The sequence below is a fragment of the Psychromonas ingrahamii 37 genome (assembly GCF_000015285.1).
In the GTDB taxonomy this organism is placed as follows: domain Bacteria; phylum Pseudomonadota; class Gammaproteobacteria; order Enterobacterales; family Psychromonadaceae; genus Psychromonas; species Psychromonas ingrahamii.
Map to the genome: position 1 here is coordinate 3,006,733 of NC_008709.1, position 23,702 is coordinate 3,030,434.

The 23,702-nt window shown below is 37.6% G+C and carries 21 protein-coding genes, 1 tRNA gene and 1 pseudogene; 9 read left to right on the top strand and 14 right to left on the bottom strand.

Features of this window, described 5'->3' with window-relative positions; all coding sequences use genetic code 11:
• The gene (locus PING_RS12675; RefSeq protein WP_011770749.1) at positions 1–1,455 is read right to left on the bottom strand and encodes an ATP-grasp domain-containing protein; all 1,455 of its coding nucleotides are present in this window, start codon (positions 1,453–1,455) and stop codon (positions 1–3) included.
• A complete protein-coding gene (locus PING_RS12680; protein WP_011770750.1) occupies positions 1,424–2,386 on the bottom strand; it encodes an ATP-grasp domain-containing protein in 963 nt (320 codons plus the stop codon). The genes PING_RS12675 and PING_RS12680 overlap by 32 nt, the downstream gene beginning before the upstream one ends.
• A gap of 472 nt (positions 2,387–2,858) precedes the next feature.
• On the opposite strand from PING_RS12680, the gene PING_RS12685 reads away from it, so the two are divergent.
• Entirely contained in the window at positions 2,859–3,950 is a 1,092-nt protein-coding gene (locus tag PING_RS12685) for a M20 family metallopeptidase (protein ID WP_011770751.1), read from the top strand.
• 310 nt (positions 3,951–4,260) lie between these two features.
• Here PING_RS12685 and PING_RS12690 read toward each other — a convergent pair whose 3' ends face one another.
• The gene (locus PING_RS12690; RefSeq protein WP_011770752.1) at positions 4,261–6,192 is read right to left on the bottom strand and encodes a DNA topoisomerase III; all 1,932 of its coding nucleotides are present in this window, start codon (positions 6,190–6,192) and stop codon (positions 4,261–4,263) included.
• Positions 6,193–6,372: 180 nt separating this feature from the next.
• On the opposite strand from PING_RS12690, the gene PING_RS12695 reads away from it, so the two are divergent.
• The 3 genes from PING_RS12695 (at position 6,373) to PING_RS12705 (ending at position 8,541) form a co-directional block, all read left to right on the top strand.
• A complete protein-coding gene (locus PING_RS12695; protein WP_011770753.1) occupies positions 6,373–6,903 on the top strand; it encodes a hypothetical protein in 531 nt (176 codons plus the stop codon).
• A 145-nt stretch (positions 6,904–7,048) separates the two neighbouring features.
• Positions 7,049–7,124, top strand: a tRNA-Val gene (locus PING_RS12700).
• 172 nt (positions 7,125–7,296) lie between these two features.
• The gene (locus PING_RS12705) at positions 7,297–8,541 is read left to right on the top strand and encodes a tyrosine-type recombinase/integrase (protein WP_011770754.1); all 1,245 of its coding nucleotides are present in this window, start codon (positions 7,297–7,299) and stop codon (positions 8,539–8,541) included.
• A 28-nt stretch (positions 8,542–8,569) separates the two neighbouring features.
• Here PING_RS12705 and PING_RS12710 read toward each other — a convergent pair whose 3' ends face one another.
• Together PING_RS12710 and PING_RS21995 are read right to left on the bottom strand one after the other, a co-directional pair.
• The gene (locus tag PING_RS12710) at positions 8,570–9,187 is read right to left on the bottom strand and encodes an integrase arm-type DNA-binding domain-containing protein (RefSeq protein ID WP_049752982.1); all 618 of its coding nucleotides are present in this window, start codon (positions 9,185–9,187) and stop codon (positions 8,570–8,572) included.
• A gap of 345 nt (positions 9,188–9,532) precedes the next feature.
• Positions 9,533–9,756: pseudogene (locus PING_RS21995) on the bottom strand (IS6 family transposase); the annotation flags it as partial.
• A gap of 178 nt (positions 9,757–9,934) precedes the next feature.
• Here PING_RS21995 and PING_RS12715 point away from each other — a divergent pair.
• On the top strand, positions 9,935–10,831 hold the full coding sequence (locus tag PING_RS12715) for a helix-turn-helix transcriptional regulator (protein ID WP_011770756.1): 897 nt from the start codon (positions 9,935–9,937) through the stop codon (positions 10,829–10,831).
• A gap of 281 nt (positions 10,832–11,112) precedes the next feature.
• Here PING_RS12715 and PING_RS12720 read toward each other — a convergent pair whose 3' ends face one another.
• Together PING_RS12720 and PING_RS20630 are read right to left on the bottom strand one after the other, a co-directional pair.
• Entirely contained in the window at positions 11,113–11,640 is a 528-nt protein-coding gene (locus PING_RS12720) for a hypothetical protein (protein ID WP_011770757.1), read from the bottom strand.
• A gap of 54 nt (positions 11,641–11,694) precedes the next feature.
• Positions 11,695–12,084: a hypothetical protein gene (locus tag PING_RS20630; RefSeq protein ID WP_011770758.1), complete on the bottom strand. Its 390-nt coding sequence runs from the start codon at positions 12,082–12,084 to the stop codon at positions 11,695–11,697.
• 66 nt (positions 12,085–12,150) lie between these two features.
• Here PING_RS20630 and PING_RS12730 point away from each other — a divergent pair, with 66 nt between their 5' ends.
• Positions 12,151–13,110 carry an IS1595-like element ISPin1 family transposase gene (locus PING_RS12730; RefSeq protein ID WP_011770759.1) on the top strand — a complete coding sequence of 320 codons (960 nt, stop codon included), beginning with the start codon at positions 12,151–12,153 and terminating at the stop codon, positions 13,108–13,110.
• Here the strand turns inward: PING_RS12730 and PING_RS12735 are convergent.
• Both PING_RS12735 and PING_RS12740 read right to left on the bottom strand, forming a co-directional pair.
• Complete coding sequence (locus PING_RS12735; RefSeq protein ID WP_011770760.1) at positions 13,063–14,055, bottom strand: hypothetical protein; 993 nt, start codon at positions 14,053–14,055, stop codon at positions 13,063–13,065. The genes PING_RS12730 and PING_RS12735 overlap by 48 nt on opposite strands.
• A 9-nt stretch (positions 14,056–14,064) precedes the next feature.
• On the bottom strand, positions 14,065–14,736 hold the full coding sequence (locus PING_RS12740) for an SGNH/GDSL hydrolase family protein (protein WP_011770761.1): 672 nt from the start codon (positions 14,734–14,736) through the stop codon (positions 14,065–14,067).
• 177 nt (positions 14,737–14,913) lie between these two features.
• Between PING_RS12740 and PING_RS20635 the strand changes: the two genes are divergently transcribed.
• Positions 14,914–15,165 (top strand): site-specific integrase, encoded by a 252-nt coding sequence (locus tag PING_RS20635; protein ID WP_198134688.1) that lies wholly within the window; start codon positions 14,914–14,916, stop codon positions 15,163–15,165.
• Between the two features lie 61 nt (positions 15,166–15,226).
• On the opposite strand, the gene PING_RS12745 is transcribed toward PING_RS20635, so the two are convergent.
• Both PING_RS12745 and PING_RS12750 read right to left on the bottom strand, forming a co-directional pair.
• Positions 15,227–15,979, bottom strand: coding sequence for a hypothetical protein (locus PING_RS12745; RefSeq protein ID WP_011770762.1), 753 nt, complete (start codon positions 15,977–15,979; stop codon positions 15,227–15,229).
• A 318-nt stretch (positions 15,980–16,297) separates the two neighbouring features.
• Positions 16,298–16,591: a hypothetical protein gene (locus tag PING_RS12750; RefSeq protein WP_011770763.1), complete on the bottom strand. Its 294-nt coding sequence runs from the start codon at positions 16,589–16,591 to the stop codon at positions 16,298–16,300.
• Positions 16,592–16,879: 288 nt separating this feature from the next.
• Between PING_RS12750 and PING_RS12755 the strand changes: the two genes are divergently transcribed.
• The gene (locus PING_RS12755) at positions 16,880–17,233 is read left to right on the top strand and encodes a hypothetical protein (protein ID WP_041766478.1); all 354 of its coding nucleotides are present in this window, start codon (positions 16,880–16,882) and stop codon (positions 17,231–17,233) included.
• Between the two features lie 141 nt (positions 17,234–17,374).
• Here PING_RS12755 and PING_RS12760 read toward each other — a convergent pair whose 3' ends face one another.
• The 3 genes from PING_RS12760 to PING_RS21040 form a co-directional block, all read right to left on the bottom strand.
• A complete protein-coding gene (locus PING_RS12760) occupies positions 17,375–18,055 on the bottom strand; it encodes a hypothetical protein (protein ID WP_011770764.1) in 681 nt (226 codons plus the stop codon).
• A 314-nt stretch (positions 18,056–18,369) separates the two neighbouring features.
• Positions 18,370–18,879, bottom strand: coding sequence for a hypothetical protein (locus tag PING_RS12765; protein ID WP_011770765.1), 510 nt, complete (start codon positions 18,877–18,879; stop codon positions 18,370–18,372).
• Positions 18,880–19,112: 233 nt separating this feature from the next.
• A complete protein-coding gene (locus PING_RS21040) occupies positions 19,113–22,529 on the bottom strand; it encodes an ADP-ribosylglycohydrolase family protein (protein ID WP_011770766.1) in 3,417 nt (1,138 codons plus the stop codon).
• Positions 22,530–22,750: 221 nt separating this feature from the next.
• On the opposite strand from PING_RS21040, the gene PING_RS12780 reads away from it, so the two are divergent.
• Complete coding sequence (locus PING_RS12780) at positions 22,751–23,608, top strand: WYL domain-containing protein (protein ID WP_011770767.1); 858 nt, start codon at positions 22,751–22,753, stop codon at positions 23,606–23,608.
• Positions 23,609–23,702: the final 94 nt, after the last annotated feature.

Consider the following 23,702-nt stretch of genomic DNA (forward strand, 5'->3'; position numbering starts at 1 on the left):
CTAATAATTAAACTTCAGCTTAAATACTTGCCAAGCTTCCATGATCCTGGCCACTTTTTTCTCTTTTATATTTTTCACTTGATAAAAATGACTGCCGTCACCCTGCAAGCTGTTATAAGTACTTTCAACACCAAGGGTTTGAAGAATGAGCTCAGTGTGTTTTTTACCTATGCCGTTAATGCCCATTAAAAAAAATTCAATATCATCAACCGTCATGGTTAAAATTGATTCGATATTTTTAAGTGGCGGATTAAGTGCCGGAGATTCATCACTATCTTCACTTGAGGGGGCATTACTGGATTTATTTAGAAAGGAACATTCATCGGCAAGCTTAGTCTTTGTTGCGACTTGCCTGTTAGTTTCGCGCCTGCAGTAGTTATCTTGCCGGTTCCAGACTTCACTCGGCCATTCTTCCTGCTTACCGTCAATGGTATTGATGATCGGGTAATTATCATCATTCTGTGCCGTAAACATTTCACCGCTATCGCAACTTGGAGAGACTTCTCGTCCAAAAGTGATATAGCGCATAGTACGTAAAACATGAGCGCTAATTTTACACAATTCTTCCCAGTTATAGAGGGGAATATGAGGTTGATGAAATTGACCTGCGGAAAATTTCCACATTAAATACTGACCAATCCAATCACGAATATAAGGAAAGGCAGCAAAAGCAGTTGCACATTCTAAAATGCGATATTTTCCATCGACTCCCACTGCAACATCACAGGCCCAGTATTCAGCATTTGCAACTTTAGACACGCTAACCGCAAGATCTAAGACTGCTTGAGGTACCTTCATATAGTCCATGCTGCCACCTTGACTGGTATTGGTTAACCATTCGCCTGCAGGTGGTCTGCGCCAAAAAGCACAAACAGGTTTATGACCAATTAACATCACGCGGATATCAGCGGCCATAGGGACAAAATCTTGTGTATAAACGGGATAATATTTTTTCTTACTGAGTAATGCGGTGGCCTCTTGGTAACTATCTACTTTATGAACAAAATATCCGCCATAATTAGAAGGGCCATAGGATTTTTTAATAATTTTAGGATAAACCGTTTTTTTAAAAAACGGCTCTACTTCTGAGGGTTCATAAAATATTTTTGTTTTAGGAATAGGAATATTATATTTTTCACAAAGTTGGGTAACATTTTCCTTAGATTTATTAGCAAACTGAGTATCTAGTGAAGGTATAAACTGTACATTAGGCAATGCACGAGATATTTCTCTAAAGGTTTCATATGCCGTTGCGGGTACGTTACCAATTAATACTTCAATGTTCTTTCGTTTAACTTCTTTGATAAAGCGTTGTTTATCATTTCGCCAATGGTAAACAACGCTTTCTATTTTATCAGGCCAACCTTTAAAATTTGATTTATCAAAAAACCGTAAGACATGGTCTAAATATAATAAACCAATTTTAGGCAACGATTTTTGTGTGGCTTTTTTCACTCTGCTCACCCTCTATAATACTTTCTATCATATTGGCTATTTTATTAATTTTAAAGTCATTAAAATTTAGCCCTATTTTTTCTTGCTCTGGTGTTGCAAATGCGGGTATCCCATTCACTTCAAGCACCACATATTCTTCGGTATCTAAATCATATAATAAATCAACACCTGCAATTTCAAGCCCAGTGACTTTTGCCGCTTTGATAGCTAACTCAATAACATCATCTTTAGGTTCCCGTAATAAAATAGAACCGCCGCTGGTAATATTAGTTTTCCAATCACCTTCTGGCGCGCTACGGCCATAACAGCCTACAAATTCACCATTAACAATATCGACTCGCCAATCTGTTTTGTCATAATTAATATATTTTTCTAAATAAAGGTTTTCCAAACCCATCCGGTTTAAAAAGGGGATTAAAACATCGAGTGCACTTTCGTCTTCTATCTTAACGAGTCCGTTCCCTCCCCAGCCATCGGTCGGCTTATAGACAACTTGGCCTTGCCAATCACTGACTGTTTTTTTTAATAATGAAATATCATCACAATGAATCATGCGATATTCAGCTGTTCTTATTCCGGCATGATTTAATGCATGAGCGGTTAAAAACTTATCTTCAGTCAAAGCAAAAGCATCATAATTATTAAGGGTAGAAGTCGTTTGATTAAGTAATTGATACATATATAATTGAAAGGTTGATTGCTCTCCTGCATTATAGGAGAAAAAAGCGTTTAAGTTTTCCATATTAATACCGTTACAAATAATTTCACCTCCAGATGCATAAGCATGTCCGAGATTGAGATCTGTTATGGTCCTTATGCCTTTTTTTGTAAGAATCTCGATTAATTTTTGCTGTATTTCAATCCCCCCACCGTTTTTATATAACCATATTCCAACCGTTGGTTCTGAGCCTATCCTTTTATTACTACTCATTATTTGATTGCCCCGTTTCGAAGTACATCTCGTTGTATAAATAATGCTAGATATTTTTATGATTAAATAAAACGCTCCACCTATACATTTATATCAAGTATAAAATTAGCACAAAAAAATGAATTATTTATAACAAAAAGAAATTAAATAATGACTAATTTAAATGGTTTTTGCTAATTTATCTGTTAAAAAAGGTCAATATCTCTCCTGCCTAAATAATACTTTTGTTATTCGATCATTCATTGCGTTGTTGTGTACTAAGATTAGGCGTACGAATCATTTAACAGCCTTTTTTAGGCCAATATCATCTTTTTATGTGAAATAAATAAAGTATGAATAACGTAAAATTTTTACGCTAAGTGCTTATCTTTATAGTGCAAAAATTTAATTTTTGGTATTCGTCTTGGTTAATAATGTTGAAGTTTTCTTTTATTGAGGCAATATTAATCAAAGAGTTAGATAGGGAAAAGCCATGGATTTTTCGGAATTAGCCAGCATTATTAATTTGAATTCATATACCAAGAATAAAAGTGGTGTCGATAAAAATGGTCTTATTTTCCGTGGATGGCTGGAAGCGCTTGGTTATAAATGCACCGTATTTCCACGGACAGAGATTGGAGATCATCTGTTATTTAATGCTTCCTTCCAAAAAGGAAAAAAACGCGTTTTATTATTGGGACATTTAGACACGGTTTTTCCTCCTAATACATTTACGGCTTTTTCAGAAGATGATGAGTGGGTATATGGCCCTGGAGTCTGTGATATGAAAGGGGGAAACATCGTTGCCCTTGAAGCGTTACGAGCCGTAAGCGCTGAGCATGGCGCAATCAGTAATATTGATATGTTATTGGTTAGCGACGAAGAAAGCGGCAGTGATGACAGTAAAAAGTTAACAGCTGAATTGGCAAAAGATTATGATCTTTGCTTGGTTTTTGAAGCGGCAGGTGTTGATCATGAAGTGGTCATCGGCCGGAAAGGAGTGGGTACTTTTACTATTTCATTATTAGGTAAGGCGGCTCATGCAGGCAACCATTATATTAATGGATATAATGCTAATTTAGCCGCTGCACATATGATTATAAAACTAACCGAGTTAACTGATTTAATCAAAGGAACGACAGTCAATGCGGGTAAATTTAGTGGAGGAATTGGCGCAAATACGATATCACCGACAGCTGAAATTATTGTCGAAATACGTTATACCCAAAGCCAAGAAAAAGAACGATTACTGCTTAGTATTAAAGCGATTGTTAATCAGACATTTGTTGAAGGCGTGACAGCAACCATGACCGGGGGAATACAGCGTGATGTTATGCAGCCATCTGATAAGCAAGCACAATTATTAAAGCAGCTGGAGAGCATACTAGGCTATCCGCTTAAAACAGAAAAACGTGGTGGCGTCAGTGATGCTAATATAGTGTCCTCTGCTGGTGTCGCAACCCTTGATGGTTTTGGTCCTTTTGGTGATGGTGATCATACTGTTCATGAACGTGCTAAAAAAACAAGTTTTCTTCGACGTATAGATGAAGTGACCAGGATATTACGCGCATTTAATATGAGATAATTTTCCTCTCATTAAATGCGAAAGCTCGAAGCTCGTAGGCCGCGCACCAATTACCACGGCTGCAGTGCATAGAATGCACCCTACCGATAACTTCCTCCCACCGTCATCCCCGAGGTGTTTTGTTGGGGATCTAAACGTGCGATGTCGGGGTATTTTCTGCTCGTAGGCCGCGCACCGATTACCACGGCTGCAGTGCATAGAATTCACCCTACCGATAACTATTCAGCTCGAAGCTCGCAAGCCCGAAGCTCGGAACTCGCAGCCCAAACCCCGAAGCTGGAAAATCACAGTTTAATTTCTTTGGGCATTATTAACTGCCTTTCTTTTTAAAAGTGCCTTTTTTTGTTGATTTTTTTCTGTAGGTTTTCTTAAAAACATTGCCACTGCTTGGTAAATTCGCCAATGCCCGCGGCCCGTCTGCAATTGCCTTTTCTATAATGCTTTTAAGCTGATTTTGTAATGGCACAACAAATCCCTGATAACTTTGCTCTTTTTGACTGATAGCATTTAATTCCATCTCCCATTGCGCGGTCATATCAGGCAGGGTCAACATTTCCGGCAGACTTTCAATTAACTTTCTGCCGGTCTCAGTTGCTTTAATAAGTTTACCCGTGCGCTGCAGAAACAAACGTTTAAACAGCAGCTCAATAATCCCCGCTCGGGTCGCTTCCGTGCCCAGACCATCGGTTTCTTTCAACACAGCTTTCAATTCTCCGTCTTTCACATAACGGGCAATATTACTCATTGCGGCTAACAGAGTAGCATCCGTAAAATAGGCTGGCGGCTGAGTGTTTTTTTCAATCACCTCACCTTTATCACAAAACAACTTTTGCCCTTTGCTAAGCGCAGGTAAATAACTGTCTTTCTCCTGCTTATCAAATAATACTTTCCACCCGTCGCTGATTTTAGCTTTTGCTTTACTGATAAATAAGCCGTTATTTATTTCAATTTCAGCCACGCATTCACCGTAATGATAATCGGCATAAAACTGGCATAAATACTGACGGGCAATTAAAGCGTAAATATTTTGTGAGGCAGTATCTAAACTCGTTAAAGACTGATGTTTATCCGTTGGAATTATCGCATGATGGGCATCAACCTTCTTATCGTTCCAGGCACGGCTCTGCAAAGAAATATCAGCATTACTGACCGCCTTTTTTAAAGCAGGCTGGTTATTAGCAATCGCCCGGGTCACTGATCCGGCTTGAGAAAGATGATTTTTAGGCAGATAACGGGAATCAGAACGCGGGTAAGTAATCAGCTTATATTTTTCATACAATGCCTGACAAATATCCAATACTTCCAGCGCCGTGTAGCTAAAACGCTTGGCAGCATCAATCTGTAACGCCGATAAGTTATAGGGTAAAGGCGCAACCTGCTTTTTATTTTTAGCCGTAAAGCTTTTTACCACAGCGTGTTGCTGAGAAATACGCTGCGCGACATTCTCTGCCAACTTTTTAACCAGTACACGCCCCTCGTGATCCTGATATTTTTCGCAGGCTTCACTGGGCTTCCATTTGGCCGTAAAGGCAGCAACATTTTCAGGTTTGAGTGTCGTTAAGTGTGCTTCCACTTCATAAAAGGGTTTACTCACAAAAACTTCAATCTCTTTATCGCGCCTTGCCACCAAGCCTAATAAAGGTGTTTGCACTCGCCCCACCGAGATAACCCCCTGATAACCTGACTTTTGTGCCTGTAAGGTATAAACTCGTGTCAAATTTAGCCCATATAACCAGTCAGCACGCGTTCTCGCAAGCGCCGAGGTTGATAATGCAATAAACTCCTGATTAGAGCGTAATTGCTGAAGCGAACGTTTTACCGCATTGGTGGTTAAATCACTGACCAAACAGCGCTCAACCTGTTTTAATTTATTGCCCTTAACACCGCTGAAATGAATCACCTCATCCACAAGCAACTGGCCTTCGCGGTCGGGGTCGCCAACATGCACAAGGTTATCAGCCTGTTTGATCAGTTTTTTTAATATACTCAGTTGTTTACTGGTGCGCGGTGTTGATTTTAATTTCCAGTTTTCGGGAATAATCGGCAGGTGTTCGAATTTCCATTTTTTATATTCGGGATCATAAGCCTCGGGATCAACCTGAGTTAACAGATGCCCGATGCACCAGCTTACAACATCTCCATTACCAACATAAATACAACCGTCTGCTTTACGATGCGGTTTTGGTAGCGCATCAGCAATCGCACGTGCCAGGCTTGGTTTTTCGGCAATATAAAGTTTCATGGCACCTTCATTTAAACTGTTTTTTTACACAGTAGTCTACTGATATAAAAAATTCAAGTTTAAAGCATCATTAATGGAACTATTAGGCTCTATCACTGACTAACAGTGAACTGACTAACAGGACAGCCAGAAACAATTGGTATCCTTCTCGTATTTACTTCTCTCTTTGGTAGCAAATTAATGAAAAGATGTATTCCGTTTATAATATTCAGCCCTTTATTACTTTCTCTTATGGCATGTAATGATCAAACCGCATCCTATTCAATGAACCAGGAAAATGCACAAAACCAACAGACAGTAACAGAGATAGCTGCCACCGATGAGCAACAAACAGACACTCATAGTGTCCCAAAATCAGCTAAACAACTGTGGCAGGAAAGCCAACAATTAAGTAAAGACATTTGGGAAAAAAGTAAACAGTCGGGTGAGCAACTATTGGATAAAGGCAAAAAATCAGGCAATGAAGCTTTACAAAAGAGTAAAAAAACAACCGATGAGTTATGGCAATCGACCAAAGAAAATTCCCATGAGATTTGGATTGATACGCAAGAAAGCAGTGCCGGCGTGTGGGATGATGTCAAAGATAAAGGTAAACAGGTTTGGTTAGACGGTAATAAAGCATTAGAAACACTAATCAAAACCAAAGAACAAACAACCGAGTCTGAAAAAGAGACAGAGCAAAAAACACAATTACTCGATGATGAAAACTAGATATTCGCTTATTTTTGTTACAGTTAAGTGTTTTTGTTTAAATATGAACAAAAAAACATCAAACAGACTGGAATATAAAAAGAATTATTGACACTTTGGCTGCCATAAAGCAAAATCACTTCGCTTCCATAGCAACCAACTAAACGCTCGCTTAGCTCAGTTGGTAGAGTACCGCCATGACATGGCGTGGGTCACTGGTTCGAGTCCAGTAGCGAGCACCAAAATCTTGTTTTATACCATCCCATAACGTCCAAAATAAAAAATAAACCCCATTAATTTCAAACACTTCACTATTTAGCAGTCCAATAGCGTCTATTAACGTCTTGCAAAATCCACGTTCTGAGGTAAGCTTTAAGGTAATCAATTCAGAACAGACTTTTAAGTGATTACCTCATGGCAATAAAAGTTAAGCCTTTAACGGCTACACAAGTCCTTCAAGCTAAACCAAAAGACAAAGTTTATAACCTGGGAGATGGTGATGGCTTATCTTTAAAGATTTTGCCGTTAGGCTCAAAGTTGTGGCGCTTTTCTTATTATCGGCCAGTCAGTAGGAAAAGAGCGCATTTAGCTTTAGGTATATATCCTTCGGTATCTTTAGCCAAAGCTAGAACCAAAGCGATTGAAGCCAGAAAACTGCTTGCTGATGGCATTGATCCTAAAGAACAAAGAGACACCACACTTAAAGCCCAACAAATTGAGCTTTCAAATACACTCCAAGCTGTATTTGAAGATTGGTTTGCCGTTAAAAAAACCAGCATTAAAGAATTAACAGCAAAAAAGTTAAAACAACGCTTAGATAAATACCTGTTAACTTATCTTGGCAAATTCCCTATTGCTGAAATCACCGCCCCACAAGCGATCAAAATCCTGCAGCCAGTTGCTAACCAAGGCAAACTTGAAACTGTTGGCAGGCTTTGCCGTAATCTTAATGAAATAATGACATTTGCAGTTAACACCGGAATTATAGAGCACAACAAGCTTGCCGGTATTGGCAAAGCGTTTGCAACCGCTCAAGTCACTAACCAAGCTTCGCTGAAGCCAGAAGAGCTACCAGAGCTACTCATAGCCCTTAACTACGCCAATATAAAACTTATCACTCGCTGTTTGATTGAATGGCAACTGCATACTATGACCCGCCCTGCTGAAACAGCTGGTGCTCGCTGGGGTGAAATTGATAAAGAAAATAAACTTTGGCACATCCCACCCGAACGCATGAAAAAAGGCAGGCCGCATACAGTCCCCCTAACAACACAAACACTCGCGCTGTTAGAGACAATTGATTCAATTACGGGTGACAGTGAATATATCTTCCCGGCAGATAAAACTAATAAAAAACATATTTGCAAGGAGACAGCGAACAAAGCACTCGCAAGAATGGGCTTTAAAGGTCGCCAGACGTCACACGGATTACGTGCCCTGGCAAGTACCACCCTGAATGAGCAAAACGTCTTCGATGCAGACGTGATTGAGGCCGCCCTTTCACACGTTGATAAAGATAAAGTGAGAAGTGCTTACAACCGCACTGACTACCTTGAGCGCCGCCGCGTACTAATGGGCTGCTGGAGTGATCATATTGAAGAGGCATCGAAAGGATCTAACTCAATCACCGGATTAAAAGCGCTAAAGATTGTTAATTAACCAATACAAAAAATAATGGTAAGTCTTATTAAATGTCGCTAATAGCAACATTAAGTTTATTGAGTGGGTTATGATCTATTAACCCACTTGATTTTGCATAATCCATTATTTGATAAAAATAGAGATGGTTTTGCATCAACACTTGTATATCACCATTTTTCTTGATCGGTTGTAACACTTCCATTACCAACTTAGCGTTAATGTCTTTAACTGAACAATTTGCCACAAACGGTAAAATAAAATTATCTAATGAATTAGTTATTCTTTTTAAGCCAAGCGGTTTAAGTTCAGAAGCTTTAACTTTAAGCCAGTCATTAACTACATTATCAAAAAGGTACTGATTAACTTCAGTTTCTTCTTTTATCTTCGCATCTCGATGTTTTTTAGGATCAATATTATTCGCTAACAAAGAGTTAAATTCATCCCTCACCATTCTAGCTTGCTCAAGAGTAACATTTGGATAAACGCCTAATCCAAGATTTGCTCTTTTTTTAGTATATGGATGGGTGTAATTATATTTCCAAGATTTTGTTCCTTTGGGTCGAACGTACAAATAAAGCCCATTACCATCACCAAGGTTATATTCTTTTTCTTTTGGTGTTGCCCCTTCAATCTCTTGTTCAGTTAGCGGAGCTGTTTTTTTCATTTTTTCGCCTTTAATTAATCTTATTTTGTACATATTTCAGATCAAGAACTAAATAAATAATATCATTAATTATTCGATAATAAGCCCTCTTTATAAATTCAATAAATAAGCAAATAGAATTATTTCTAGTGCCGGGAACTCAACTTCCCAATATGTGCATATCTGAAGCTGTATAAGTAGTTAATAATCTTTTTCATTGTAAATTAATACAAAAATATGCTTCTAATAGTAAACAACCCGGCATAGATAACTAAATCGCTTTCGCCCCCATAGCGCCTTAGAATAGAAACTAATTATTAAAAAACTGCAAAATGAAAGACTTGATCCCTCAGCCCTCAAATATTATACATCACCTAGCTGCCCACGATTCTTTTTATCTGTTTACAATCGTTTAGCCCATACTTTTTGCACCATTGACGAATTGTTTCGTAGCTTACAACGACGCTTCGCGCTACGAGCCATTCTTTAATATTTCGAAAGTTAAGAGTTAAACGATGATAAAGCTAAACTGCATGGCTAATGATTTGTGCGGGATAATAATAGGTAGCGCAAATATTGAAATTATTTATTAGCAGATTATCGGATAATTGATAGAGCAGTTGTTAAGTTGACAGTACGTTATAACTGATTAAATTAAATCGGTACTGAACTTTTGGTGTTAAGCTACCCTTTCTTTTTATTAAATTTTACTGATTTCATCTCGTCTTATGGCAACATATAGTTGTGAAACACTTTAAGGGAAATAAAATGGTAGCAGCTAATAATCAACGCATTGATGGTTTAAGCCAATTAACGCTACAGCGTTATCAATTAATCGAAATTATTGCCTATTGGGAAGGTCGTCTTACCACAAATCACTTGTGTAAAGGCTTTGATATTGGTCGCCAACAAGCATCTCGCTTTATCAACGCTTACTTAAGTGAAATTGCACCTGATAACTTAATCTATGATACACAGTTACGGGGTTATAAACCTGCTGATGACTTTAGGCCCCGTGTAACCAACGGACATATTGAAGAGTACTTAAATTTATTACGCTTTAATCATAACCTAGTGTCTAAAAATAACCATGTAACGCTTGGCCTGCGTGACATTTGTTCAGTGACCCCTCCGCCACGCTATATTGAACCCGTTGTGATCAGGGGAATTGTCAGGGCGATAACAGAAAAGCGCCGCGTTGAAATAGAATACCTTTCATTCGAAAATCCTGAGCCTGAAATCAGAGTCATCGCGCCACATTCGTTGGTTGAATCGCCATTAAGATGGCATGTTCGTGCGTATTGTGAAAAAAACAAAGACTATCGCGATTTTGTATTAAGTCGCTTTATTAATAAACCAGATTTAATAGATTCAACAATAAACACCTTAGAATATGATAATAATTGGTGTACACCGATGAACATTATACTACAGCCGGATCCCCGTCTTAAAACGCATCAGAAAGCGTTAGTTGAACGTGATTATGATATGAGCAAGGGTCAGCTTGTTATTCCAACACGTCTGGCATTGGTCAATTATATGCTCTCCTCCTTAGGTTTAGATTTATTTAGTGTTAAGTCTCAGCCAAATTTTCAACAAGTATCGATTAAAAACCTGACTGAAATTCAAGGTGTTTTAAGTCAAAGAGGGTTATTAAGAATTTGATATTGTGACTATCGCATTTTGTTACCCATCCCCAAATGGAACACTTATGCCATCTTTCTTGTTTGAGTAAACTAACGGATTTTAATTACGAGTAACAGGGAAATAACAATGCAACAGTCATTAATCAAAGAGTCTAAAAGTATTTACATTGCAACATCAGCAGCACTTTGGGAAAGATTCAAAGGTACCTTTATTCGCTGTTGATGGCGATGCTGGGGATGGTGATATTGCGATTTTACTAAAATTCATTCTGCGTCTTAAAATAATGTTACCGGCTGGATTTATGCGGCATTGAGCTTTTTACATACAGAAAACACTAGTGTGGATAATTCATTAACAGTATTACAATCATAATAACTGCCAAACTCGTCGTCCTCAGCTTCAAATGTAGCATTTTGTCGGTCATCAATGACTTTTATTCCAATTAGATCAGGGAAATCGGTCATGTACATGGTTGCGATCATTATTCCACGGTCTTCTATACCCCCAGTGAGATTTCCTTCGTTATCATTGCCACAAAATATTCGGCCATAGGTGACATCTTCAAAAGTTACGCCTAGATCTCTTGCCCAGACATACCTTTCAATATCATTAACAATGTCACTTTGTTCATTGATAAGCTCAGTAGGAAGCTGAAAGTAATAGGCAAATAAGTCAATCAAATGTTGAGTCACTTGTTCTTTACTACTCACTTGTGTGAGGTCTATGGTTGGGCATTGGGCTAGCAACTCTGCTTCTTGTTGAGTGTTAAGGTCATCTTCAAAAGTTAATGGAAGAACAGTGTTAGAAGGACTAAGTTTTATAAACATGTTTTTATTCCGCTATGCAAATTTTTCGTGAAAATGTAAAAGACATTCTATAAGTTAGATCCGCGTACTCATAGCCACTTGAATTTCCTCTTTTAACTCTTTTATTTTATTTGTCTTAATTGACAGATTATTGAAACGCTCGTCTAGTTTCTTAGCTTGGTCTTCACCTAACTGGGGTAATTCCAAAAGGTTAACCTGCCTCGGCGTTAGTCTTAGTAAAGCCATCAAATTAACTGAGAAGTCTCTGAATGTGTATTCAAGAAGTTGTTTGCCCGCTTGAGTTTTCAAAAACAAAAACAAAAACAAGCGCTTTCCATCCCAGTTGCTGCCACAGCTATTGGCGCGTAAGAGACAAAATGCCGATGAAGTGTAATAGCATTGAGTATTGTTACTTGAATAATAGGCTGCGTAGATATGTTTTCGGTCACTGACTTTGTATAACAATGGCTCTGTTCCATCAAATTGTTGGCTATACTTAAAAATGAGTTTAACTTATTGAAGGTAAAGGCAATGAAAACAGAATTATTTCGATGTCAGCTCAATCACATTACAAAAACACTTTTAGCCATGACACCCGCTCAAAGATTAACGGTTCAGCACGTTATTCAAGTATCTCAACCAGAAATTACGATTAATGAGCTGATCCAACCTATTTTCAATTCATCACCTCAATGCCCACATTGCCATTGTGCACATTTTACTAAGTGGGGAAAAGCGGGATCGGTACAACGCTATAAATGCTTTTCTTGTCATAAGACATTCAATAATAAAACAAAAACACCTTTAGCTAAGTTACATAGATGTGAGCTTTGGGATAAATACGCTGAGTGTATGTCGTTGAAACTCACATTACGTGAAGCAGCTGCTGTTTGTAACATTAATCTGAAAACCTCATTTCTTTGGCGTCACCGTTTTTTGATGGCGCAATCTGAGCACAATCATGAAAAATTATCGGGAATAATTGAAGCTGATGAGTTTTTTATGGCGTATTCGGAAAAAGGAAGTAAGCAGCTAAAAAACAATAGAAAAGCCAATAAGCGTGGTGGTCAAATGAGTAAAAAACATAACGAGAGTAAAGTAACCATTCTACTCTCAATAGATCGCAGCGAACATATGGTGAGTCACGTTTTAGCAGCAAATACTAAAGCGGAAATTAAATCATATTTACAGCCATATATAACCACAGAGTCAGTTTTATGTACTGATGGTGCTCATGCTTATGAGGAAATAGCTAACGTCACCCAATGCGAGCATAAACGGCTTATTAGTACGAAAAACAGAGTCATTGATAAGGTTTATCATATTCAGACTGTTAATGGTGCCATAGCCCATTTTAAAGGTTGGATTGATGTAAAAATGCGAGGAGTTGCGACTAAGTATTTATCACATTATCTTGCTTGGTTTAAAGAAACGAGGACTAAGTTAGATAAACAGCAGATATTGGCTGCTGCTTATCAATACCAACATTAATATGGAACAGAGCCATAACAATACATCACCTGGTTGAAGTTGAGGACTCTCTCTAAGAGATCTTAGCCTCCGTGTTGTATTTTCAATTAGACTAGGCTGTATAAATCCAAATTCATCGATACTTTTATGTGTTACTACCTCGACACTTTTTTCTTCTTGCTCCGTTTCAGGTAACGAGATTCCATCATTATTTCCTCGCACTGGACGTACCTTGGAGAAATATTGGGTAAGGGGAAACCACTCCGGTTCAGAAGTGGAGTATGACTGCTCTATTTCTTTTTTCAGTTGAAGCAGATTATGTTCAAATCCAATTTGATGCATTTTGCTACGAAAATAGCGTTGAACTAACTTGTGCCAAGAAGCGCAGAGCGTTTCAATCGTGTCTGCGTCAGTGGCAATTTCAAGATTTGTGGGAGATTTTTTGTTATTTTCAATGAGAAGCCCGCACTCACAAAAGTTTTGCCATACTGTCTGAAGGTGGCTGCTATTATCACTATCTGGAAAACAAGACATTTCATCATGAACGTCATCTATTCTAAATTTCAGACGATGCTGAAAAAGATCACCATTAATCAAAAAATTTACATTCTTTTGATTTTTAACAGATAGTTGTCCTGTTAAACTAATTTCGGGATCTACAATATCGAGCTCCAATACAAAGTTATCCCAGTTTTGCAGCGCTTTCTTAAGTGTCTCTAGCTTTGTTTTGCTAATGAATATTTGTTGATAACTTTCAACAAAAAATAGCCCACCTAATAGTGTTAATTGGGTAAGATTGGTCGTCGCCGTGTTCAATTCGCGGCTAGTTAAGATCCCTATGTCAAATAAATAAGAGGTCTCCACACCAAGCTCTTGAGCTGCGACTTGGTGAGTCAAATTTCCTTGCTTGTTTTGTTCTTCGATGAATTGATCTCGACCATCAAAATATTCTTTTGTTAAACACATAATAATCCTTTAAATGTTATTTTCCGCTGAATAAGTCATACACTGTTGATAAATAGCAGAGGCAATTTTAGCTGCGCCTTGTTTTGATGGCTCAATAGGGGATACTGGTGAAAAATCTTCAACCTGATCACAGAGTGTGCGTAAATCAAGTACGTTCAGCTCTCTTACTTTTGCTTCACGTAAAATAACTTCGTTAAAGATACCTACAGCCACTTGCTCTGCATTACTAAGATTGGGAATTTTGTCATAAATAGTGCATACGGTTAGTATTGAACATTTTGCTAAAACAGAATCCAACATTTCCTGATAATTTTGACGAAAATTCTCCCGCACTTGGTATATAGAGTTTAAAGCATCACCAATACTGTTTGCCATGACTGCTAGTAGCCCCGCGCCGCTATAACCCAGTAGGTCATTGCCTCCGCATGTTAGAAATACATGATCTAGTGGGTATATGGATTCGGCCTTAGTCAACTGGTCTGAAATGTCGGCCATCACATGGCCATCCACTGCGAGAAGATGTACTTTGGCGGAATTTTGAAATAAGGCTTGAAGTTGATCTGAAACAGACTCGCCTTCCTCAACATAGGGAGCGTTGTCGAATATGGAATCACCTAACAAGGTGACTTGTTTTAGTATTGTATAAGTTCCTACAGGTTCGCATTCATTACGGTAGTCCATGTATTTTCCTTGTTAAGATTTGCAATGTAGGATCTACTGTAAAGAAAAACTTTTAACTTGTTAAGTGTCACATATAGTCGCATGTCACTATATGCGACACTCACCGATGCGCCTAAACAGTAGAGGTAACAGAACTTGTAAGCGAGTGTAAACTTGGAAAGGCAAGATGCGACCCGAATGGCACTGTGTCGCATTACCGCTTATTTTTACGATAATATAAGTTATCACTATTATTCAGGAATAGTTAAAAAATGGGTAAGAAAAATTGGGTTAGATTTAACCCAATACAACTCTCATTCGCTTAGAATAATGGAAGCATCATTAATTTATGCGAAGGCGAAAAACCTTCAAGCAATACAATTATTACAGGGGTATTGTCAATTTATCGAACTGAGCCGATTAAATACTGTAAAACACACCTTAGCCTAAATTTTGGATGCAATTAACCCTGTCCCATTCTGCAAAGGAACGATAGCGGAAAACTCGATAATTAGGGGTGTTGTGGGAATCGCATTATTAAAAATTCCTTAAAAAATCTGCCGACTGCATTTCCCCATTTGTGGGCATATAAGTCATGGAACTCAGCTATCAGTTTAGTTTTTACATTTAATCGTTGATGACGACTAAGCTTTATCTCATCAACTTGAGTAATATATTCCGCTTGTGATATTTCACCATTTTTGAATGCTTTTTTTAACAATCCTCGTTTTTGAGCATAATGATCTTCCGATATAAATTTTTCTTGGCCGTATTTAATGTTATTAACTAAAGCATCAATAGAATGAACGAGATCATTTCCATTATTAATGATGTAATCAAGACAACTCTTAAGTTGAGTTAGCTCACTATTGAGATCAATAAGAGAAGTCATCTGCTCGAACCTATATTGCTTAGGTTCCGTTTCAACCTGATAGACAAGATTAACCGGAAAATTAAAATCAAGCACCGATATATGTAATTCAAATAAGTTGCTTAACGAAAATTTAATCTTATATTCAACATCTTGAATACTTATTTTGTCAAAAAACAACTGCACTCTCAATTGATCAATCAGTTGCACAAACTGTTCAAGCTTTGTTTGAGGTAAAACAATGCATTGGTAATTCTCATTGAAAAAAAATTGACCAAATGGGGTGACTCGCCATCCATTAAGTGTTGCTGTTGAAATTTCATATGAAAATTCAATTAACCCCATTATTTCGATTAGTTGAAGACTGTAACCACGCTCTGACAATTCAAACAACGTTAAATCACCGTTTTCTTTGCACTCTTCAAGCCAGCTATCTCGGTCTGAAAAATATTCTTTTGTTAAGCTGATAAGAATTCCTTTAGTGATAACTATTAATTGATGTGATAGAGAAAAGAAGAAATATATTGTTAGCTGCGAAGGCTAAAAATCCATTGCGTTGGTCTGGTGATATTCAAGATTGTAATGCAATTGGAGCCGTAACATTAAATCCAGATAAGCCGATGGAAGAAGCAGCATAAAAATCAACTAATGAGTGACAACTGTCTTGAAAAACACCGTTAAGCAATAGGAAACGAACCTCTTTATTATTTTTCACTTCGGAAAGTTAGTGATTAAATGCTCTTTTAAATCATTAATCACACGCTCAAACTCTGTCTGTGATACATAATCACTTAATAATTCATCGTCATCTAATGATAACGACATATGAAGTATATCTTCTAACATATCTTCGCATATGGTGTGGTCATTACATACAATATAGCTATTTAAATGCTCAGCTATAAGCTGATATTCATCATGTGCTTCATTTGCAACACAACACGTATTTAATAAATCGGCTTGAAATAACACCATGTTTATATGTTCTTCTAATGATAACTTCATGATAAAATTCCTATTTAAATTAGAATCAATGTGTCAATCCATATCCATCATTATACATGAGAGCAATTGCAATCAATATAATGTTGCTTAACTAACGATTGAATATGTACAACCTGTCAATGCATAGATCGCATTTGAATATCACAAACCAGTTGTATCTTTCTCATTGTTTCACAAGCCGTAAGCATAAAAACAGGCTGATTATCACGTTTAAAAACAGTATCGATAAATACGTATGATTTGAAACGATTTTTCCTAGTATAATGTCCCATTAATAAGGATTTAATTATGGAATATAAAAAAGAAGTTAGAATTGAGGGTAAGGATTATGTATTTTTACTAAAAGCAAATAAAGAATTCGTTTTTTACACTCTCAATTATGAATACGATAAATTTGCTGCTTTCGATGAAGATCGCGTAAGTTTTAATAACCTACGCGGTAACATAAACCCATTTTCATTATTTATCGAAATTGAAAAATACATCAAATATCTATTTTCTAAGGGTGTTTCTTATTTTTACTTTTCATGCGAAAAAGAACGTTTTGAAAAATACAATTTCTTTCTTTCAAGATTGGTTAAAAACTCAAATTATTATACAACTAGTGATAAAAAACAAAATACATTTTATGTATATAAGTGATTGTAATTTATATGGTATTTTATATGGTATTTTATATGCTCGCTAAGTAAGTATGAAGTGTGTCAGGTATACACGCCATATTATCTTGGGTTTAGGATTGAACTTCCCGGTTGTTAATATAACTGCAACTATAAAAATAAATTAATAGCCAATGACATCAGGAACATTATTAACAACCGGCTTATTAGTCGTATAATTCCATGCTGCTTCAGATACATTACTATCATTTACCCCATTAATTTGTTCGCCTAATCTATTAAATTGATAACTTTCATTAAATGCTTTGTGATAAGTAAAACCATCATTTACAGGCCAAACCTTATAAAGACCCTTTTTTAATATTGAATCAGTAATACTGACCAACTCTGTATAGTTTTTAAAATTGAATTTATCAGCATAGAAATCAAGTTGATGTTGTTTATATAGATGAAAGACTTCTTCCAATTGTTGCTTAATGGGGAGATTTAAAAGGCTCCCGGGAATTTCTATTTCATATATATGGTTTAAATCTCGATCGTCCATCATTAATAGGAGTGGATATTTTTTCCATTTAATCCATATACGAGGGGTAAAGTTTTTGATTTTATCCTTAATGATAAGATCCATCTGCTTATTAATGATTTCATCCATAGACTCAATAGAAATATCAAGTTGCTTGCATAGTTGTGCTTTAAAAACATTATTTTTAGGGTGTTCAATAAATGCATCTAGCCGCCTTAATCCTTTTGTTATGTTTTTATAACCTAGTTTTTGAATAAAGGTGTTACGGGTGAGGTTATGCATTTTTAGATAGTCAGTTAACAATGTTTTTAGTTCATTCATTTTATTTTCCTTATTATTTTAAAATACGTTGCATAGATTTAAAATCGTAAGAACAACGCTTTAGCAGTAATTTATCGCCCTGCAAGTTATTGGTTAAATCAGCGACTATTAAATATTGTATTTAGACTACATGCTTTAATCAGCTTTAAATTGACGAATGTATATCGTTAGTTAATGGATGTAGTTATTTCTTTCTTCAGATAATTGATCAAATGTGTTTTTCTAACAAAAAGCAGCGCCATTCCTAATACCGTAAAAAATAATTTATTTGGATACAAAACAGGGTACGCCAAACAAATCAGTACCAAAAATATTTAATCACAATTTTTTATTGATACATGATTCCCATTTTCCATGGTATCCCAAAGAAGGACTGTTTCGCCAATTCCACCTTTTTTTGGCGAAGTTAAAATTTCAATGTTCCCGAGATTTTTTGATTGGATCCTCAGTGAGACTTGTAGAACATAATCTAAATCATAAAACCCATCAAATTCTTCAACCTTAACGGCATCATTAAGTTTTACATTTTTGTATTCATATTTATATTTTTTTTTACTAGAGACGCTTATGCAATCGTCATCGACTGTTTGAAATCCCCCCGTGCCAGCGCCAACAAAATCAATTATTTCTGCTGATGAATTAACCAGGTAAAGCTCTTTTCCTTCACGAGCCAGCCATAAAAGTGGGTTCCTAAGTTCTGCTTTTCTGGGAGTCATTGGCCCTCCAAACTTGCTTTTTCTTTTATCAAGCGGCACCCATTTAAAGCTGTTTTCAATCACTTTATGGTATCTACTCTGAGGTAGTTGCTGATCGTTAACATTCATTTTAACCTCTCAATATTTCACACGTTATTATTTATCTTTAATGGTTATATTATGCCCATTTATACGACATACAATGACTGTGTACATTGTCATGTCGCTTTTTCGAGCAGGTTGTTTTAGGATAATTAAACAGGGTTCAGGTTCAACGCAATCTAAAAACGATTTTTGGGGATGCCCCTCGTTTAACTATTCCTTCAATCCTTAACCGTTAGGAAATAAGCCCCTCATTATTTTCAATTCCAACTATCATGCTCTCGTTCAATCGCTTCGGTAAATAATTGAACCACTATTCCGCCCATGTAGGCTTCGGCTGCCCAACACTTTATCCCTTCGATATAACAGATATTGGAATCCCTTATTTCTTTGCTATCTACATACTGAGCCTTAAAACCTCCACCAGAGAAGTAAGTATTATGGAAGCTTAACTCTCGCCCGTTTTCATCTACAGGATGAGCTGAGCATCGTTCACACACGTAATTGGGATATCGTTGCGAAAAATATATCTCCTGATTACAAATAGGGCAATGGTTTACTTTGTTTTGCTCTGTTCGCACTTTTTTTTCACCACTGCCATAATCAAAAATACTGTCTGTATCAAAGCTTTCATCAAGGTTGATACGTGATACTTTTGCTGAAGGCTTTCTTCCCCATTTATCCGACTCAAGTTCTGGATCATATCCATACTCCTCATGTGGTTGGAAGTCATACAACTCAGTTAATCCCTGCGCCCATAAATCAATATCTCCACTTCTTTCCGTGTTGCTTATCCCGTCAGGATTGAATTTCTCTCCTCTTATCAATACAGTGAGATAACGCAGACATTCTAGATAATTAAATCGCTGGATAACTTCGCATGGATCTCTTATCTCAAATTCCAATCCAGTATAATTGAGTATCATATTAAAGCGGTAAAAATCCATGAATAGCTTATCTGAGATATGAAGCGCAGTTCGACCGTTATCCGTTTTTTCTTGAATATCTGTTATCAGTTCAGTCAACTGCGAAAATGGCGGAGTTAATGCCAAAAATTCAGCCGTTTGCTCTAACTTATCTCGCCATGCAAGCTTGCGAAGCCAATGCTCAGGCAATTGCTCAATACCATAAAATGCTCCGGCTAACTGTCCAAAGATGGCGGCGGTAGTATCTGCATCATCGCCAAGGTTTGCAGCTAATAAAGCGCCCTGTTCAAAACTTTCGCTGTTTGCAAAACACCATAAAGCTGCTTCCAGAGAATCAACAACAAAACCAGTTCCTCTTATTTGACTTCTCTCTTTCCTTAAGAAACTGCCCGCTACAATTTTCTCCATATCAGTACTTAGATCTGTGAATGCAACCGAAAGTCCTTTAAACAACGAGACTTTACTTTGCTCGCCATCAAAAATCTGAAACAGTAGCCAGGCCATGATCTGACAACCTTCAATTGCTCTTGGTTCTGCATGTGTAACGATCGAAGATAATCTGGCTTTGTCTAACAGCTCAGCTAACTCAACATTTTTAGCTGGTGAGTAAAATATAGCGACCGGAGCAAGACGCATCAGACTGCCATTCCCGGCGCTATAAGCTTCCTGACTGCCCGCATTTGCATCTTTTGTCGATAAATATTGATTGATAGCAGCTGAGACTGTATTGCCTATATCAAAGCATTTTCCTGTAACAGAGTTTTCACCTAAATCTCGCCATCTTATATAACGCTGCATTTGATCTTCTGCATTATGTCTGCCCACAGCGAGAAAACTATCAGCCAGGCAAAGTGCCATTGATGTATCATCGGTCCATTGACCGGCCTCTAACCGGAAAGGGCCTCCGCCAACCATATCAGTTAATGGCTGATAACTGTCTTTGCTCTTAAACTCCAGCGTGGTTCCCAATGCATCGCCAAGTGCAAGACCCAATAAAGATCCCTTGGCTTTGGAGATAAACTTAGCTCGTAATGCTTCATCATAGGTTGGTGAATCAGCCACTTTCTCAGATTCATTCTTAACCATGGCAGTGATATAGCTGGCAACCCTTCTGCACACTGATACTGCATGCTCCCTTTCTATGCCTTGAATGTATTTTTCAGTAAAATAAAGATACATAGTCAGTTCATCTTCTTTTTGAGCACCCGCAAGCTTAAGTACATCCTCTAGATAATTATCATATTCAATCTTCAAAACTGAGTTTCGTGGCGCCCATTCATGTTTAAGGATCGCACCTATTTTTTCGAGTAAAGACTCAGAGAGTTCCTCATTCAGCTCCGGCAGCGCAATGGACTCAAGGTATTCGCTTAAAATGTTATCGACTCCCAGCCAAACGATAATATCTGCATTGACCAACTCAATCGCGCAAAAATTATCTTCAGATACCAGCTCATCAGCACTTTTCCAGGACGTCACATTCACCACATAACCATTAAGTCTTTTACCGGGAGACGCGGCATTAAAATCAACACAAACCACCTTATCCCCGACACAATAAGGAACGGCGGAATTAAGCGTATAATGACCAACCACAACAGGCACATCCTGCTCCTTATTGAATCTTGTATGCATAGACTGTACAGGCAGATCAGGAATAAAATCTCCTTCGGCATTCGGCACAACAGCAAGATCTCTGAAGGTTTTAATATCTTCTTGGGCTTTCCACCAGCCGACCCGGATATTTTTTCGCTCAATCTTATTTTTATCTTTAAATGAACAGCCCTCAGGCAGCGCGATTTCGGGCCCTTTTAACAAGGTTTCACAAAACTGATATAACTCATGTTCAGGGTCAAATGCATCATACCAATACTCTGTTTTCAAACTGTTATCATCATTTAGATAGGGACGGATTCTATCGATAGATTCCTGATGCCAACAAGCATGGATCACGCGCACATCGGCAAAATCCATGAACAAAGGCAAGGTTTTAAACCACTCGATCCATTGGTGATATTGCCTGGAATCTTCACCAACTTGTTCAAGAAATAATTGATGCTGCCGACGGTTGCCCGATTTGTTTCTATCCCGACAATAACTGCCATCTGGCTTTTTAAGGCTCCAGCCAATGGCATTAAACTCGTGGTTGCCCAATACGCAATAAGCCAATCTTTTATCAACCAGATCTTTAATATGATTTAGCAGTGAAAGGTGATCACCTCCCCAGTCCGGTTTATTGTCAATAAGATCACCCAGAAATACCAACCTGCCGTAGGTAAAAGCATTTTCAGGCTCTGATTCAATATAACCACAATGCGTTAAGAGATCGGTCAATTTTTCGTATTGAGCGTGGATATCACCGATAAAAAACAGCTTTTCTACATTTCTTGGTAACTTCATTTGCTTAAAAGCCAAAACCTTACTGACATCAGTTAAACGCTGCTCAATAAGAGGCAAGCCTTTTCTTACCCACCATCGTGTACTAACGCAGATGCCGGACATTCCCCCTCTATCGAATGCTTTTATATGCACGTCACCTTGCGACTCATCAAAACGACCGGATAAATCTACACCAAACTCTTCAAGGTGATTACGTATCTCACGCAGCAGTTCTTCACCCGTTGATTCATCGCCAGCACTTTTAAGATTGTCTTTTAACCAATCCCATAACATAGGATCACCTCGATGGCCCATTTGCTCTGGTTTTTTAAAGACACGATCTAAGTATTTACACGGAATAGTTATTTTATTCATAGAAGCCTCTTAAAAGGAAACGGCATCCATTGCCGTATTTGCTGCTTAATCAGGAAAGTAAAAATAATGAGAAACAACTGAATAACCACAGCACACAATAATTTTTTTATTTCTTTTTGATGGTTATAATATATGCTTATTATCACGACATGCAATTACTGTGTACATCACCATGTCGCTTTTTCAAGCAGGTATTTACGTTACGAAAGAAGAGAGTGAATATGAACCAGATAGATAAAAGCACAATTCGCTGGGAAGTTTTATTACGTTACCAACTTATTGAAATTATTGCCTTATGGGAAGGCCGCATTATTACCAACCACCTGTGCAGTGCTTTTGGTATCGGTCGGCAACAAGCATCAAAAGATATCAATGCTTATCGTTCATGCTGCCTGGAAAACCTTTCTTATGATAAACGAGCTAAAGGCTACGTACCCGGTGATAAATTTAAACCATACTTTACCCAAGGCACTGCCAATGAATACCTGCATCTGTTAAATGCTAATAAAGCATTAGCCAGCGTTTTTGAAAGCAGTGACTTTCCGGTTTCTTATACTGAAGTAATGGAGGTTCCGAACCGAATTATCACGCCGGAAATTCTTCGTCCTATTACCAAAGCCTGCCGTGAAAAACTGCGTTTAGATATCACCTACTGCTCGATGACTAGCCCGGAGGGTGAAGATCGTATTATCTCTCCACATACCTTAGTTTATAGCGGTGTACGCTGGCATGTCCGCGCTTATTGTGAAAAGCATAAAGATTACCGCGATTTTGTTATTAACCGAATAAAATCGATTGATGATACATTAGGTAAATCGATTGAGAACAGTACAACAGATACGCGTTGGCACAACTTTGTTAATGTGCAACTGATACCGAACCCTCAATTTACTATCAGTCAGCAAAGCTTGATTGCCCGTGACTATGCCATGCTGGATAATTTATTAACGCTGAATGTCCGCAGCTCATTAGTTCAATATACGCTGGATCAGCTTAATGTTGCCACTCAAGCTGACGAACAGGCATCCGCCAATTTAGTTTTACAAAATAGAGATGAATTAAAGGCGTTTTTGCAGTAGATTAATGAAAGTACTCGATAATATTAATCAAAAATACGGTACTGATAACGCACTCAGAAAACAAAAGCCTTCCTCGCCAACACCTCATTTTTAC

What these genes read in the sequence shown, in the direction of transcription:
- PING_RS12735 (WP_011770760.1), bottom strand. Translation starts at nt 14,055, where the DNA reads ATGTGTTTAACAAAAGAATATTTTGATGGTCGAGATCAATTCATCGAA.
- PING_RS21040 (WP_011770766.1), bottom strand. Translation starts at nt 22,529, where the DNA reads ATGAATAAAATAACTATTCCGTGTAAATACTTAGATCGTGTCTTTAAA.
- PING_RS12760 (WP_011770764.1), bottom strand. Translation starts at nt 18,055, where the DNA reads ATGAATGAACTAAAAACATTGTTAACTGACTATCTAAAAATGCATAAC.
- PING_RS12720 (WP_011770757.1), bottom strand. Translation starts at nt 11,640, where the DNA reads ATGTTTATAAAACTTAGTCCTTCTAACACTGTTCTTCCATTAACTTTT.
- PING_RS12690 (WP_011770752.1), bottom strand. Translation starts at nt 6,192, where the DNA reads ATGAAACTTTATATTGCCGAAAAACCAAGCCTGGCACGTGCGATTGCT.
- PING_RS12780 (WP_011770767.1), top strand. Translation starts at nt 22,751, where the DNA reads ATGAACCAGATAGATAAAAGCACAATTCGCTGGGAAGTTTTATTACGT.
- PING_RS12695 (WP_011770753.1), top strand. Translation starts at nt 6,373, where the DNA reads ATGAAAAGATGTATTCCGTTTATAATATTCAGCCCTTTATTACTTTCT.
- PING_RS12705 (WP_011770754.1), top strand. Translation starts at nt 7,297, where the DNA reads ATGGCAATAAAAGTTAAGCCTTTAACGGCTACACAAGTCCTTCAAGCT.
- PING_RS12680 (WP_011770750.1), bottom strand. Translation starts at nt 2,386, where the DNA reads ATGAGTAGTAATAAAAGGATAGGCTCAGAACCAACGGTTGGAATATGG.
- PING_RS20635 (WP_198134688.1), top strand. Translation starts at nt 14,914, where the DNA reads ATGGCACTGTGTCGCATTACCGCTTATTTTTACGATAATATAAGTTAT.
- PING_RS12755 (WP_041766478.1), top strand. Translation starts at nt 16,880, where the DNA reads ATGGAATATAAAAAAGAAGTTAGAATTGAGGGTAAGGATTATGTATTT.
- PING_RS12765 (WP_011770765.1), bottom strand. Translation starts at nt 18,879, where the DNA reads ATGAATGTTAACGATCAGCAACTACCTCAGAGTAGATACCATAAAGTG.
- PING_RS12730 (WP_011770759.1), top strand. Translation starts at nt 12,151, where the DNA reads ATGAAAACAGAATTATTTCGATGTCAGCTCAATCACATTACAAAAACA.
- PING_RS12710 (WP_049752982.1), bottom strand. Translation starts at nt 9,187, where the DNA reads ATGAAAAAAACAGCTCCGCTAACTGAACAAGAGATTGAAGGGGCAACA.
- PING_RS12685 (WP_011770751.1), top strand. Translation starts at nt 2,859, where the DNA reads ATGGATTTTTCGGAATTAGCCAGCATTATTAATTTGAATTCATATACC.
- PING_RS12750 (WP_011770763.1), bottom strand. Translation starts at nt 16,591, where the DNA reads ATGAAGTTATCATTAGAAGAACATATAAACATGGTGTTATTTCAAGCC.
- PING_RS12740 (WP_011770761.1), bottom strand. Translation starts at nt 14,736, where the DNA reads ATGGACTACCGTAATGAATGCGAACCTGTAGGAACTTATACAATACTA.
- PING_RS12715 (WP_011770756.1), top strand. Translation starts at nt 9,935, where the DNA reads ATGGTAGCAGCTAATAATCAACGCATTGATGGTTTAAGCCAATTAACG.